Source organism: Herbaspirillum sp. ST 5-3 (genome assembly GCF_004804275.1).
Classification (GTDB): Bacteria; Pseudomonadota; Gammaproteobacteria; order Burkholderiales; family Burkholderiaceae_D; genus Noviherbaspirillum.
Window position 1 is genome coordinate 149,730 of sequence record NZ_STGI01000005.1, and the last position, 14,543, is coordinate 164,272.

Here is a 14,543-nt window from a genome sequence, read left to right on the forward strand (position 1 = left end):
ATTCGAAGGAAGGAACAAGCATGAATACCATCACCGAATCGACCAATCTGAACAATGACCCGCGCTGGGATGCCTCCCGCGTCATTCGCGCGCCGCGCGGCAGCGAAAAAGCCTGCAAGAGCTGGCTGACCGAAGCCGCCTATCGCATGATTCAAAACAATCTCGATCCCGAAGTCGCGGAAAATCCGAAGCACCTCGTGGTCTACGGCGGCATCGGCCGCGCCGCGCGCAACTGGGAATGCTTCGACAAGATCCTCGAAACCTTGAAAGACCTGAACGACGACGAATCGCTGCTGATCCAGTCCGGCAAGCCGGTCGGCGTATTCAAGACGCATCCCGATGCGCCGCGCGTGCTGATCGCCAATTCCAACCTCGTGCCGAAATGGGCCAACTGGGAACACTTCAACGAGCTCGACCGCAAGGGTCTGTTCATGTACGGCCAGATGACCGCCGGCAGCTGGATCTACATCGGCAGCCAGGGCATCGTGCAAGGCACTTATGAAACCTTCGTCGAAGCCGGCCGCCAGCATTACAACGGCGACTGGGCCGGCCGCTGGATCGTCAGCGCGGGCCTCGGCGGCATGGGCGGCGCGCAACCGCTGGCCGCGACCTTCGCCGGCGCCGTCTCGCTCATGGTCGAATGCCAGCAAAGCAGCATCGACTTCCGCCTGCGCACGCGTTACCTCGACAAGCAGGCGAAGGACATCGACGACGCCCTCGCGCTGGTGAAGTACCACACCGAACGCAAGGAAGCCGTCTCCATCGGCCTGCTCGGCAACGCCGCCGAAGTGTTGCCCGAACTCGTCAAGCGCGCCAAGGCCGGCGGCATCAAACCCGACCTCGTGACCGACCAAACCTCCGCGCACGACCTGGTCAACGGCTACCTGCCGATCGGCTGGAGCGTCGCGCAATGGAAAGCCGCGCAACAGGACCACACGCAGCACGCACAACTCACCGCCGCCGCCGCGCAATCCTGCGCAGTCCACGTGCAAGCCATGCTCGACTTCCACGCGATGGGCATTCCCACGGTGGACTACGGCAACAACATCCGCCAGGTCGCCTTCGACACCGGCGTGAAGAACGCCTTCGACTTCCCCGGCTTCGTGCCCGCCTATATCCGCCCGCTGTTCTGCGAAGGCAAGGGTCCGTTCCGCTGGGTTGCATTGTCCGGCGATCCGGAAGATATTTACAAGACCGACGCCAAGCTCAAGGAACTGTTCCCCGAGAACAAGCATGTCCACCACTGGCTCGACATGGCGCGCGACCGCATCGCGTTCCAGGGCTTGCCGGCGCGCATCTGCTGGCTTGGTTTGGGAGAACGCCACCGCGCCGGATTGGCCTTCAACGAAATGTTCCGCAATGGCGAACTGAAAGGCCCGATCGTGATCGGTCGCGACCATCTCGACACCGGATCGGTCGCCAGCCCGAACCGCGAAACCGAAGGCATGAAGGACGGCACCGACGCCGTATCCGACTGGCCGCTTCTCAACGCCCTCCTCAACACGGCAGGCGGCGCAACGTGGGTGTCCTTCCATCATGGCGGCGGTGTCGGCATGGGCTATTCGCAGCACGCGGGCATGGTGATCGTGGCCGATGGCACGGACGCGGCGGCGAAGCGGCTGGCACGGGTTCTCGTCAATGACAGCGCGTCGGGCGTGATGCGACACGCGGATGCAGGGTATGAAACAGCAGTTGCGTGTGCGAAGCGCAACGGATTGAAATTGCCGATGGTAAAAGAGTAAGACAAGACGAGATCGCGCATAAAGGCTGTTGCCTTTCCGCTGTGCGCTGCCGAAAAATTCATCGGCCGAGCGGAAAAAGAAGCGAAATCTGTCTGAGCTCCGAGCGTAGCGAGGGCGAGTTATTTCGCTTCCCGCTCGGCCGATGAATTTTTCGGGAACCCCGAAGGGGCAGCGAAGTGCGGTCGCCTTCTTTTGCTTACTTTTCTTGGCGAAGCAAGAAAAGTGAGCGGCTGCCGGGCCGCCCCCGGCAAGCTCCCACGGAGAGACGCCAGCATTGCATCACCGAAGAGAACACCAAGAAGGTTTCAACACATGACAAACAAACTCACCATCACCCCCGGCCAACTCAGCCTAAGCCACCTCCGCCAAATCTGGCGCGACGCGCCCCCGCTAGAGCTGGCCCAATCGGCCTACACCGCCATCAACACCTCCGCCTCCACCATCCACAAGATCGTGGAAAAAGGCGCCCCCGCCTACGGCATCAACACCGGCTTCGGCAAACTCGCCAAGACCCACATCCCCAACGACAAGCTCGAAGAACTGCAACGCAACCTCATCCTGTCGCACTCCGTCGGCACCGGCGAACTGATCGCCGACGAAGTGGTACGCCTCATCCTCGCGATGAAAATCGGCAGCCTTGCCCGCGGCTACTCCGGCATCCGCGCCTCGGTCATCGACACCATGATCGCGATCTACAATGCCGGCATCATGCCCTGCATTCCGAGCAAAGGCTCGGTCGGTGCATCCGGCGACCTGGCGCCGCTGTCGCACATGACGCTGGCCCTGATGGGCGAAGGCAATGTCCGCGTCGGCGGCAAGCTGCAGGCGGCGCAAGAAGCATTGCAGGCAGCCGGCATCGCGCCGGTCACGCTCGCCTCCAAGGAGGGACTCGCGCTCATCAACGGCACGCAGGTTTCCACCGCGCTCACGCTGCACGGACTGTTCCTGGCAGAACGTTTGCTTGAAGCTGCAACCGTGTCGGGCGCGCTCGCCGTCGATGCCGCCAAGGGCAGCGACGCGCCCTTCGATCCGCGCGTGCATGAAGTGCGCGGCCAGCCCGGCCAAATTGCTATTGCAAAAATTTACCGCGAACTGCTGGCTGGCAGCGAGATCCGCAAATCGCACCTGGTCAACGATGAGCGCGTGCAAGACCCGTACAGCCTGCGGTGCCAGCCGCAGGTGATGGGCGCCTGTCTCGACCTGATCGGCAATGCCGGGCGCACCCTGCTGATCGAAGCCAACGCGGTGACCGACAACCCGCTGGTGTTCGCGGATGGCGGCGACGTCATCTCCGGCGGCAATTTCCACGCCGAGCCGGTCGCCTTCGCCGCCGACACGATCGCCTTGGCCATTGCCGAAATCGGCGCACTGTCCGAGCGCCGCATCGCGCTGCTGATCGATTCCACGCTGTCGGGCCTGCCGCCCTTCCTCGTCGCCGCATCGGGCCTCAACTCCGGCTTCATGATTGCGCATGTCACGGCGGCAGCACTCGCCTCGGAAAACAAATCCCTCGCGCATCCCGCGAGCGTCGACAGCCTGCCGACATCCGCCAATCAGGAAGACCATGTCAGCATGGCCACCTTCGCCGGCCGCCGTCTGCACGAGATGGCGCACAACACGGCGACCATCGTCGGCATCGAGCTGCTCGCCGCGGCGCAAGGCGTTGATTTCCATCGGCCGCTCACGACTTCGCCGAGACTGACGCAAGTGCAGCAGCGTCTGCGTCAGCAAGTGAGCTTCTATGACAAGGATCGCTTCTTCGCACCGGATATCGAAGCCGCGAAGCAGTTGGTGCTGCAAGGCGAACTGAGTTCGGCCTGCCAGGAATTGTTTGCCGATTAGGAGGATGTATGCATCAACAAGCAGACATGACACTGTGGCAGGGTCGCATCGACGACGCCGAAGGTGAAGCCGGCAAGCGCTGGCACCAGATCGTGCGCCCGCTGCAGGACGCAAAGGATGAGGGCGGCATCGCCTTGCTCGGCTTCGCCTGTGATGCCGGCGTTGCACGCAATCATGGCCGCACCGGCGCACGCCAAGGGCCGGCTGCCTTGCGCGCCATGCTGGGCAACATGCCGGTGCGCCGCTGCCGGTCGATTGCGGATGCGGGCGATGTGGTGTGCGTGGCAAACGGCGACGACGACGGTCTGGAAAACGCGCAAGGCGAGCTGTCCTGCGCCGTCGCCGATCTGCTCGCACGCGGCAAATTGCCGATCGTGATGGGCGGCGGGCACGAGATGGCATTCGGCTCCTTCGGCGGCCTCGCGCGTCATCTCGCCGCCAGGGAAGCCATGCCGCATGTCGACCACCCACGCATAGGCATCATCAACCTCGATGCCCATTTCGACTTGCGCATGGCCGACCGTGCCACGTCCGGCACGCCCTTCCGCCAGATTGCGGAACACTGCCAGACCAAAGGCTGGCCTTTCCACTACTGCGTGCTCGGCATCAGCGACTTCGGCAACACGCAAGCCTTGTTCGATCGCGCGCGCTCGCTCAGCGTGCGCTGGATGCTCGACGAAGAACTGCATGTCGCCAATCTCGGCAAGGTGCAAAAGACGCTGTCGGATTTCATGGCCGAAGTCGATCACGTCTATTTCACGATCTGCCTCGATGTCCTTCCCGCCGCTGTCGCTCCCGGAGTAAGCGCGCCGGCCACGCGCGGCATTCCGCTCGAGGTGGTGGAGCCGGTGATCGACCTGGTCGTCGCCAGCGGCAAGCTGCGACTGGCGGACATGGCCGAACTCAATCCCGGCCTCGACATCGACAAGCGCACCGCACGCGTGGCGGCACGCCTGCTCGCGCGCATCGCCGAACGTTCCGGAGCCTGAGCCCATCATGCGCAAACTGACTGCCACCGATTACGTCCCGATGCCATGGAAGAACGGCGGCGGAAGCACTAGGCAGCTTGCGATCTCTCCGCCGTCCGCGAGTATCGACAACTTCGACTGGCGCATCAGCGTCGCGCATGCGGCGACCGATGGCCCGTTCTCCCTGTTCCCCGGCGTCGACCGCTCGCTCATCCTGTCGCACGGCACCCTGTCGATGGAAGTCGACGACGGCGAAACGGCCACGCTGACAACAGGCGATGAACCATTCGTCTTTCGAGGCGAACAGCAGATTCAGGCAACGCTGCCCGACGGGCCGATTGCCGATTTCAATGTCATGACCCGCCGCGACCGCTGCACGCATGCATTGCAAATGTTGCGCATTGATGGAGAGCTTGAGTTCAAGCAGCGCGCGGATCTGATGTTCATCCATGTCGCGCAAGGGCATCTGCGATGCGGCAATGCGACCGGCGAAGCCGTCAATTGCCGTGAAGGCGAATCGCTTCTGCTGGACCGCAAAGAGAGCGCAAGAATTGCCCTCTCGCCGGAATCCTCCGCGCTGCTGTATATCGCACGTATCACCTTCAAGGATGCAAGCCATGCCCAATGACGGAAACCTGTTGTGGGACGCATTATGGGTCAACGTCCATGTGGCGACGATGGCGTCGCCGGGAAGCTATGGCGAGATCCGCGACGGCGCCATCGCCGTGCGCGACGGCCGCATTGCCTGGCTCGGCCCGCGCAATGCGCTTCCTGCCGGCTATCGTGCCGCTGTCATACATGAGGGTGAAGGCGCATGGATCACGCCCGGCCTGATCGACTGCCATACGCATATTGTCTACGCCGGCAATCGCAGCGATGAATTCGAGGCACGCCTGAATGGCGCGAGCTACGAGGAAATCGCGCAACGCGGCGGCGGCATCATGTCGACCGTGCGCGCAACGCGTGCCGCGTCGGAACAGGAACTGTTCGACGCAAGCCTGCCGCGTGTCAGGAATCTGTTATCGGAAGGCGTGACCACGCTGGAAATCAAATCCGGCTATGGCCTCGACATGGCAACGGAACGCAAGATGCTGCGCGTTGCGCGCCGCATCGGCGAATCGCTTCCGGTGCGAATCAGGACCACCTTTCTCGGCGCGCATGCCCTTCCGCCGGAATATGCCGGCCGCGCCGACAGCTATATCGATGCCGTTTGCAAGGAAATGCTCCCCGCGCTGGCGGCCGAGGGACTGGTCGATGCGGTCGATGCCTTCTGCGAAAAAATCGGCTTCTCGGCGGCGCAGACAGAACGGGTATTTCAGGCAGCCCGTGCCCTTGGCTTGCCGGTAAAACTGCACGCCGAGCAGTTGTCCGATCAGAACGGCGCCGCCCTCACCGCACGCTATCGCGGACTGTCCGCCGATCACCTCGAATACCTGTCCCCGGAAGGCATCGATGCAATGGCTGCTGCCGACACGGCTGCGGTGCTGCTGCCGGGCGCGTTTTATTTTTTGCGCGAGACGAAGATGCCGCCGATTCAGGCCTTGCGCGCGGCACGCGTGCCGATCGCGATTTCCACCGACTGCAATCCGGGAACATCGCCGATGACCTCGCTCCTGCTGGCAATGAACATGGCTTGCACGCTGTTCCGCCTGACACCGCAGGAGTCATTGGCGGGCGCGACGATCAATGCGGCGAAAGCCCTGGGAATGGAAAACGAAGTTGGCAGCCTGGCCGCAGGCAAAGCAGCGGATTTCGTGCTGTGGTCGATTGAGCGGCCGGGCGATCTCGCGTACGCCATCGGCGGCAATCCTTGCCGCCGGATCGTGCATCAGGGCAGGATCACCGCCCCTTGATCATCGCCTGCAGCGGCTCCCACACCATGCCCGCAGTAATCTCCCGCATGCACCGATGATGCCCCAAGGGGCACTCCCGTTCACGGCAGGGAGCACATTCGAGCGCGAGATAGAGTGACTTGCACACATCGGAAAACGGCGGCGCATGATTCGGATCGGTCGGCCCGTAGATCGCGATGATCGGCCGGTTCAGCGCGGACGCAATATGCAGCAGGCCGGAATCATTGCTGACCACCGCATCTGTCCTGGCGATCACCGCCACCGCCTCGTCCAGCGCAGTGACGCCCGCGAGATTGCGCACGCCCGGCGCCAATGCAGCGATCTCGTCGCATACATCCTTGTCCTTGCCGGAACCGAGCAGAGCGATTTGGACGTCGCCGTTTGTCTGCTGGATGGTCCTTGCCAGTTCGGCGAAATGCGCAGTCGGCCAGCGCTTGGCCGAGCCGAACTCCGCGCCCGGCGCAAATACGATGAGCCGCTTGTCCATCCGCAATCCCACGCGTGACAGTACCTGCGCCATGCGCTCTTCCGCGACACTCAGCGCGGGGCGCGGCAAGGCCGAGGGCGGCGGCACGTCCTTGCGCGGCTCTTCCGCCAGGGCCGCATAGAACGACACCATCGGCCGCGGCGTCTCGGGGTTGTCGTGGTGGATCACGTTCAGCAAGCCGTACCGCATTTCCCCCTTGTAGCCGACGCGGCGCGGGATGCCGGCCAGCCAGGGGATCAGCGCGAACTTCAGTGTGTTGGGGAGCACGTAGGCGTCGGCATAACCGCGCTCGCGCAGCATCCTGGCGTATTGCCGCCGCTCGCCCAGTTGCAGCGCGCCGTGCCGGAACGGCGCTTCCAGCACGGTGTCGACTTCGCGCATCGCGCGCCACACCGGCGCCACCCAGGCCGGCGCGAGCACATCGATCGGCCGCTCGGGATGTTGCTCGCGCAACAGACGCAGCAAGGGCTGCGCCATGACCGCGTCGCCGATCCAGTTGGGAGAAATGATCAGCGTGCGCGCCACGCCATGCACAGGAACCGTCATTTGTTGCGCGGTACGCGGCCCATCAGGAAGAACTCGTCGTTCGGACGCATCGAGATCGCATTGGCCATGCGGTTCGACAAGCCGAAGAAGGCCGTGATCGCGGCGATGTCCCAGATGTCTTCGTTATCGAAGCCGTGCTGGTGCAGCGTCGCATAGTCGTCATCGTTGATCTCCTGCGAATTCAGGCAGACCTTGATCGCGAAATCGAGCATTGCCTTCTGGCGCGGCGTGATATCCGCCTTCAGATGATTGACCGCGACCTGGTCGGCGATCAGCGGCTGCTTCGCATAGATGCGCAACAACGCGCCGTGCGCCACCACGCAGTACAGGCAGCCATTCTTCGCGCTGGTCGCGGTGACGATCATTTCGCGGTCGGCCTTGGTCAGGCTGCCGGTTTCCTTCAGCATCAGGGCGTCGTGATAGGCGAAGAAGGCGCGGAACTCGGCGGGACGATGCGCCAGCGTGAGGAAAACGTTCGGCACGAAGCCGGCCTTTTCTTGCACGTTCAGGATCATCTGGCGGATGTCTTCCGGCAGCTCGCTGATGTCGGGAACGGAAAAACGCGAGATCGGTTTTGGATCGGACATTATGCGGTTTCCTTTGCAAATTGAAGGTGGTACAGGTTGGCGTAAACCTCATTCTTTTCCAGCAATTCCGCGTGCGAGCCGGTTTCGACGATGTGGCCGCCGACCAGTACCACGATGCGGTCGGCATGTTCGATGGTCGACAGGCGATGCGCGATGACCAGCGTGGTGCGACCGCGCATCAGCTCATCCAGCGCCGCCTGCACCGCGCGTTCCGATTCGGTGTCGAGCGCCGATGTCGCTTCGTCAAGAATCAGTATAGGCGCATCCTTGTAAATCGCACGCGCGATCGCCAGGCGCTGCCGCTGCCCGCCGGACAAGCGGCTGCCGTTGTCGCCGATGGTCGTTTCCAGTCCGTCCGGCAGTCCGGCGATGACGTCGTTCAGATGCGCGGCCCTTGCCGCCGCTTCGACGCGAGCGCGATCGGGATGCGCATCTCCGTACGCGATGTTGGCGGCGACGGTGTCGTCGAACAGCACCACGCTCTGGCTGACCATGGCGATCTGCGCGCGCAGGCTCTCCAGTGTGATCTGCTCGATCGGTTCGCCGTCCAGCCGTATCTCGCCGCCGGTCACGGAATAGAAGTTCGGCACCAGATTCACCAGCGTCGATTTGCCGCCGCCCGACATGCCGACGAAGGCCACCGTTTCACCCGGCCGCACCGACAGATTAATGTGCGACAACGCCGTCTGCGACTGGCCCGGATAACTGAAGCTGACATCGACGAAATCGAGTTGCCCCGATGCCCTGCCCTGCAGCGGCTTGCCGTTGGTACGTTCCACCGGCGCGTCGATCAGGCCGAACACCACTTCGGACGCCGCCAGGCCGCGTTGCAGCGGACCATTGACTTCCGCAATATGCTTGAGCGGCGTGAGCAGCATCAGCATCGCGGTAATGAAGGAGACGAAGTCGCCCACGGTCGCCTGCCCCTGGCTGGATTGGTGCAAGGCAATCACGATCACGATCGACACTGCGAAGGCGGTGATGACCTGGGTAATCGGTACCGTGGCGGCAAAGGTGCTGGCCATGCGCATCGAGTAGCTGCGCTGCCTGTCGGCGCGCTCCTCGAATCGCTTCTTTTCATACTGATGGCCGCCGAAGATCTTGATGACCTGGTTGGCGCGCGTGGTTTCTTCAATCACCTGCGTCAATTGCGCATTGATGGTCAGGTAATTCTGCGTCAGCTTGCGCAGCCGCTTGCCGGTCAGGCGCACCACCACGCCGATCACGGGAATCAGCACCAGCGTGATGAGCGTGAGGCGCCAGTTCAGCCAGAACAGATAGGACAGCAGGCCGATCACCGTGAGCGAATCGCGAATCATCGAGGTCAGCACGTTCTTGAGCATGTCGATGATCTGCTCGACTTCAAACATCAGCGAGTTGATCACGCGGCCGACCGAGGTCGTGACGTAGAATCCGAGCGGCACATCGAGGATGCGGTTGAAGGCCTGCTGGCGCAGCTCGCTCAGCAGGCGCGTCGACACCCAGGTCATCATGTAGGTCGTCATGAAGGTCGACACCCCGCGCAGCGCAAAGATGCCGATCACGAACAACGGGACCATCCAGAGCGAAAAAGTCGGCTTGGACACGAAGCCCTTGTCGAGCAGGAGCTTCATCATTGCGGACAAGGTCGGCTCGGTGGTCGCCGTCAGTATCATCCCGACAAAAGCCAGTCCGAGGCGCGCCTTGTAAGGCGTCAGCATGCGGACGACCCGCCTGAGATGCGGTGGGATTATCATGGTTGTGTCTGCTGCCAGTTAAGTAGAAATGTGGACACCGGTCGAACGGCCTCTCGTGCCGGCGCGAGGAAGCATTGAACAGGATGTCATCAAGTGGGCGTCATCAAGGGTGCCCATAAGGGTGCCACTTAACGGCGAACCCGGCCAGCCTGCCATCGCCGCCGACTTTTCTTGAAGGCAAATTATAGTGGATAAGGGTGGGCGAAATACCTTGTCGAGAAGGCAAGACGCTCATCCGCCCGATTGTCCGGTCCGAAGAAGCCCCGTTCGGCCTGCTGCTATACTGCCCTACGATATGCTCGGCATTGGCAGGGTTCCTGCTTGCATTGCAAATGCGCCTTGCACGATATTGCCTCGAATACAAGAACATGCCTGTCTACCCGATCCCGCCCAAGCGCACGTCCATCCATCCTTTCGTCGGTTTGCTCGCAGTCTGGTCCCTCGCCGCTTTTCCGCTCACCTTTGTCTTCCCCTTTGACATCAAGGTGGTGCTTTATCTCGCGCTGCTGGCCATTGCCATCCATGTACTTCGGAGCAACAAGGAAGCGCGCCAGACCTACGGCGAAATGAAATCCGTCACACTAGCATTCGGCCTGTATGCGCCATACTCGCTGATCGGCATCTGGGTGCATCATGGCGTCATCAGCTCGGCCGACAATGGCGTGCACCTCCTGTATTTCCTTGGCATTGCGGCCTGCTTCGCGATAATTCCGTCGAGAAGAATTTTCTGGTGCGGTTTGAGCGCCGCGGCCATGGCGGCCGGCGCGCTTGCAGTTTATCAACGCGTTGGTCTCGGCATTGACCGTCCGTATGGATTGTTCGGCATTAATGAACTGGGTTTGTCCGGGTCGATCAAGTTTGGCATGGTGACAACCGTCTTCACGCTGCTCGCGCTCTACGCGGCGCTGGATAGTTACCTGCCGCGCAACATTCGTTGTTGGCATGCCGCCAGCGCACTTGCCGGGATGGCAGGTTGCCTCACCATCGCAAGCCGGGGACCATGGCTTGCCTTGTTGGCGACGGGCGGCGCCATCATCGCCATGAAAGCCCTGCAACTGGACCGCAAGCGCCGCCTCATTGCTGCGGTGACGCTGCTCGCCGGCACGGCCTTGTTTGCGGCCTTGTTCTACTCGGAACTGCATGCGCGTTATCTGTCCACCATTACCGAGCTGACCGCGATGCGTGGCGGCGACCTGAACACGTCGATAGGCGGACGTCTCGTCATGTGGAAGGCGGCGCTGATGATGTTCCTTGCCCACCCCGTCCTGGGCGTGGGAATGAATCAGTTCGGCCAGCATTTGCGCGAAATGGTTGCGCTCGGCCAGGCGCCGGAGTTCGTCGCCATCTTCTCGCAAACGCACAACGAATATCTGGAAGCGCTGGCCACCGGCGGCGTGATCGGCATTGCGTATTTCCTCTGGTTGCTGGGCGCTCCGTTGACGCTTTTTCTGCGCCAGTTGTCCCGGCAACATGCAGCAGGCGGCAACACTGCCGCGCCGGCCGGCGGCCTGATCGTGGTCGCGGCCTTCGCGCTCTTTGCAACCACCGACAACATCTTCGACCGCCAGATGACCACCTCCCTGTTCGCCTTCCTGACGCTCGGCTTCGCAGTGATGAGCGTGCAAAGGGTTCCGGCATCTGCTTCGGCCCGCGACGGCCATGCAGAACAGCGGGACCGCGAGACGGTAGTTAACCTATAATTCAGCGTCATTCTGCACAGGAAGAAAACCGGCATGGCTAGCTCACCGCCCGAGAAACGGACTCTGCTTTCGGTCATCCTCATCACCAAGAACGAAGAAGCGAACATCCAGGCGTGCCTCGATTCCGTCGACTTCGCCAATGAAATCATCGTCGTCGATTCCGGAAGCACCGACCAGACCGTGGACATCGCCCGCAAGGCCGGCGCGATCGTCATCCAGACGCCCGACTGGCCCGGCTTCGGTCCCCAGAAGAGCCGCGCGCTCGCTGCCGCGACAGGCGAATGGGTGCTTTCCATCGACGCCGATGAGCGCATTACGCCGGAGCTCGCCGCAGAGATCCGCAAGACGATCCAGAACCCGTCCGCCGATGCATACGACATCTCGCGCCGCTCGTGGTACTGCGGCCGCTTCATCGAACACGCCGGCTGGACGCCCGATTACGTGACACGCCTGTTCCGGCGTGGCAAAGCACGCTTCTCGGACAATATCGTGCATGAACGGCTGATCGCGGACGGTCCGGTGAAACGGCTCAACGGTCTGATGCTGCACTACAGCTTCCTCGATTTCTCGCAAGTGCTGCAAAAGATCGACAGCTACTCGACTCTCTCGGCGCGCCAGGCTTACGCCAACGGCCGCCGCGCGACGGTCCTCGATGCAGTGCTGCACGGCTTCTGGGCCTTCATCCGCACCTATTTCCTGCGCCTCGGTCTGCTGGACGGCTCACACGGCCTCGCGCTGGCCGTCTCCAATGCGGAAGGCAGCTACTACCGCTACCTGAAAATCTGGCAGCTTGAACAGGCGGCAAAGAAGCTGCCATCCGGCGACGCAAAGGAAGGCCGGTGACCGACTTCCTCATTTCCGTCATCGTCAGCACCTATAACCGGCCCGACGCGCTAAGTGTCGTTCTGAGCGGACTGCTGCGGCAAAGCGACCGCCGCTACGAAATCATCGTCGCTGACGACGGATCTGGCGCGCCGACCCGCGCGGTAGTTGAAGAATTCGCGGCCAAATCGCCGATGCCCCTTCACCATGTCTGGCATCCCGACGACGGCTTCAGGCTGTCCGCGATACGCAACAAGGGCATCCTGCGCGCGGAAGGCAGCTACCTGATTTTCCTCGACGGCGACTGCGTTCCGCAATCCGATTTCGTCGCACGGCACCGCATGCTGGCGCAAGCCGGGATGATGATCACCGGCAGCCGCATCCTCCTCGGCGAGCAACTCACCACGCGCGTCGTGCAGGGCCTACCGATACTTGACCAGGGACCGGGCTTCTGGCTCGCGCAGCGCGCAAAGGGGCAGGCCAACAAGATCCTGCCGCTGTTCTTCCGCCTACCCGACATTTCGCAACGGCAGGTGCCGGGTTTCAAATGGCGCGGCATCAAGGGCTGCAATCTCGCCGCATGGCGTACCGACATCGAGATGGTCAACGGCTTCGACGAAACCTTCACAGGCTGGGGCCACGAAGACGCCGATTTCGTGGCGCGACTGTACAACGCAGGCATCCAGCGGAAGAAGGGATTCTGGAGCACCGAAGTGCTGCACCTGTGGCACCGCGAAGCAAAGCGCGATCAGGAAAGCCCCAACCGGCAAAAGGTGCTGCGCCGGGTGGAGAGCCGGGAAACGCGCGCGGAAAGCGGCCTCGATGAGTGCCGCCGGCAGATGTCGTAGAGCGCCATACTTATTGCGACTGACGCTCTCTGAGAATCAACAGCTCAGTGATATTACCGCCGCACAGCTGACGTTGTCCCGCCAGAGCAATTGCATCTGGCCTATTTCGCGCCTCAGTATTTGCGAATGATGCGTTGACGATACTCGGTGCCCGCCATTGTGCATCCATGCGATGAAGCGCTTTTTTTAGGTCTGCTATTAGCCGCTTACCAGCGGTCGGTGGATTGTCGTGAGAGCCTGTTGTCGCCCCTTACCCGACAAACCGGCACCGGCTCTATAGATGACCAGGGGCACCTGGTTTACCGGTTGGCGTTCTCTTGACCCTATCACGGTGTCATGGTTTAGACTTCCTTGCATCCCCACGTTGCTCGCGGAGTTTCATCAAACATGTCCACTGCTTTCGAAGAACCGCTGCGGATCGGAGCGCTGGCTGCACGAGCCGGTATGACCGTCCGTATGCTGCACCACTATGACCGGATTGGGTTACTCAAGCCCTCTGGGCGCAGCGGGTCTGCTTATCGTCTCTATTCCACGGCTGACGTCGCTCGATTGCAAGCGATTCAGGGCCTACGTCAACTTGGTCTTTCATTGCGGGAGATTCAAAACCTGCTAAGGGATGAGTCGGATCGCCTGCCCGAAATCGTCGATCGGCAGATTCACACGATTGAACGACAAATTGCACAGTCTCGCCAGCTCTGCGAACAACTTCTCCTTCTAAAGTCGGCACTGACACGAGGGGAAAAACCTACGCTCAATGACCGCTTACGCTTGCTCACGACGATGTCTACCTATGAGCGATATTTTTCACCTGGAGAACTCGCGAAATTTTTCGAATCGCGTCCAAGCATTGAGGAACGATGGCCGCCCTTGATTACCGCGATACGCGACGCGATGAACCGTGCCGTTCCCATCGACTCGCTTGAGCTCCAGCCACTGGCGCGTCAATGGATGGATCTCAGCCTCCTGATGGCGCGTGGGGACTACGACTTGATGAAGCGTTGGGAGAAGATGTATCTGCAGGAGCCTGCAGTACGAGGCAAGGCCGGAGATGACCTTGAGCTAGTCACCTATATCAATCGGGCAATCGAATTGCGTCTCACCGCCTTCTACCGACATCTCACGCCGGAGCAATTCAAGCGGCTCGACTTCAGCCTGGAAACCGAATGGGAGCAACTGAGGTGGGAGTTTGCAGGCAGTGCCGAATCTAATTTACGACTGCGCGGTGCCGTTTTGCGCCAGGCTCGTGTCCGCTACCGTTCACTCGTCGACCGCATGGCCGCGCAAGAGCCTACATTGGCAGAGAAGTACATTACGGCTCTTTGCGCCGAGCCGCTGCTTCGGGCCGGATCGATTCTCGGTCCTGATCTCGAGCGCCGTATCCATGAGAATCCAGAGAGGCGACGCCGTTAAAT

12 protein-coding genes are annotated in these 14,543 nt (G+C 61.7%); 9 read left to right on the forward strand and 3 right to left on the reverse strand.

The genetic code is table 11. The annotated features are described in order from the left end of the window. The first annotated feature begins 20 nt into the window (after window positions 1-20). From hutU to hutI, 5 genes are all read left to right on the forward strand, one after another. Entirely contained in the window at window positions 21-1,742 is a 1,722-nt protein-coding gene (gene hutU / locus E6W33_RS12210) for a urocanate hydratase (RefSeq protein ID WP_136417594.1), read from the forward strand. A 312-nt stretch (window positions 1,743-2,054) separates the two neighbouring features. Next, window positions 2,055-3,584 carry a histidine ammonia-lyase gene (gene hutH, locus E6W33_RS12215; protein WP_136417595.1) on the forward strand — a complete coding sequence of 510 codons (1,530 nt, stop codon included), beginning with the start codon at window positions 2,055-2,057 and terminating at the stop codon, window positions 3,582-3,584. An 8-nt stretch (window positions 3,585-3,592) separates the two neighbouring features. After that, window positions 3,593-4,573 (forward strand): formimidoylglutamase, encoded by a 981-nt coding sequence (gene hutG, locus E6W33_RS12220; protein ID WP_136417596.1) that lies wholly within the window; start codon window positions 3,593-3,595, stop codon window positions 4,571-4,573. Window positions 4,574-4,580: 7 nt separating this feature from the next. Next, window positions 4,581-5,180, forward strand: a complete 600-nt coding sequence (locus E6W33_RS12225; RefSeq protein WP_136417597.1) for a HutD family protein — start codon at window positions 4,581-4,583, stop codon at window positions 5,178-5,180. Continuing rightward, window positions 5,170-6,405 (forward strand): imidazolonepropionase, encoded by a 1,236-nt coding sequence (gene hutI / locus E6W33_RS12230; RefSeq protein ID WP_136417598.1) that lies wholly within the window; start codon window positions 5,170-5,172, stop codon window positions 6,403-6,405. The genes E6W33_RS12225 and hutI overlap by 11 nt, the downstream gene beginning before the upstream one ends. Here hutI and waaF read toward each other — a convergent pair. Genes waaF through msbA form a run of 3 tightly spaced genes read right to left on the reverse strand, consistent with a single transcriptional unit; the run spans window position 6,392 to window position 9,761 of the window. Then, window positions 6,392-7,417, reverse strand: coding sequence for a lipopolysaccharide heptosyltransferase II (waaF, locus tag E6W33_RS12235; protein ID WP_136417750.1), 1,026 nt, complete (start codon window positions 7,415-7,417; stop codon window positions 6,392-6,394). The genes hutI and waaF overlap by 14 nt on opposite strands. A gap of 17 nt (window positions 7,418-7,434) precedes the next feature. Next, window positions 7,435-8,025 (reverse strand): peroxidase-related enzyme, encoded by a 591-nt coding sequence (locus tag E6W33_RS12240; RefSeq protein ID WP_136417599.1) that lies wholly within the window; start codon window positions 8,023-8,025, stop codon window positions 7,435-7,437. Next, a complete protein-coding gene (gene msbA / locus E6W33_RS12245) occupies window positions 8,025-9,761 on the reverse strand; it encodes a lipid A export permease/ATP-binding protein MsbA (RefSeq protein ID WP_211097319.1) in 1,737 nt (578 codons plus the stop codon). The genes E6W33_RS12240 and msbA overlap by 1 nt, the downstream gene beginning before the upstream one ends. 332 nt (window positions 9,762-10,093) lie before the next feature. Here msbA and E6W33_RS12250 point away from each other — a divergent pair, with 332 nt between their 5' ends. From E6W33_RS12250 to E6W33_RS12265, 4 genes are all read left to right on the forward strand, one after another. After that, on the forward strand, window positions 10,094-11,461 hold the full coding sequence (locus E6W33_RS12250; RefSeq protein WP_136417600.1) for an O-antigen ligase family protein: 1,368 nt from the start codon (window positions 10,094-10,096) through the stop codon (window positions 11,459-11,461). Window positions 11,462-11,494: 33 nt separating this feature from the next. Beyond that, entirely contained in the window at window positions 11,495-12,304 is an 810-nt protein-coding gene (locus tag E6W33_RS12255) for a glycosyltransferase family 2 protein (protein WP_136417601.1), read from the forward strand. Continuing rightward, entirely contained in the window at window positions 12,301-13,131 is an 831-nt protein-coding gene (locus E6W33_RS12260; RefSeq protein ID WP_136417602.1) for a glycosyltransferase family 2 protein, read from the forward strand. The genes E6W33_RS12255 and E6W33_RS12260 overlap by 4 nt, the downstream gene beginning before the upstream one ends. Before the next feature lie 387 nt (window positions 13,132-13,518). Further along, window positions 13,519-14,541 carry a MerR family transcriptional regulator gene (locus E6W33_RS12265; RefSeq protein ID WP_136417603.1) on the forward strand — a complete coding sequence of 341 codons (1,023 nt, stop codon included), beginning with the start codon at window positions 13,519-13,521 and terminating at the stop codon, window positions 14,539-14,541. The last annotated feature ends 2 nt before the right edge of the window (window positions 14,542-14,543 follow it).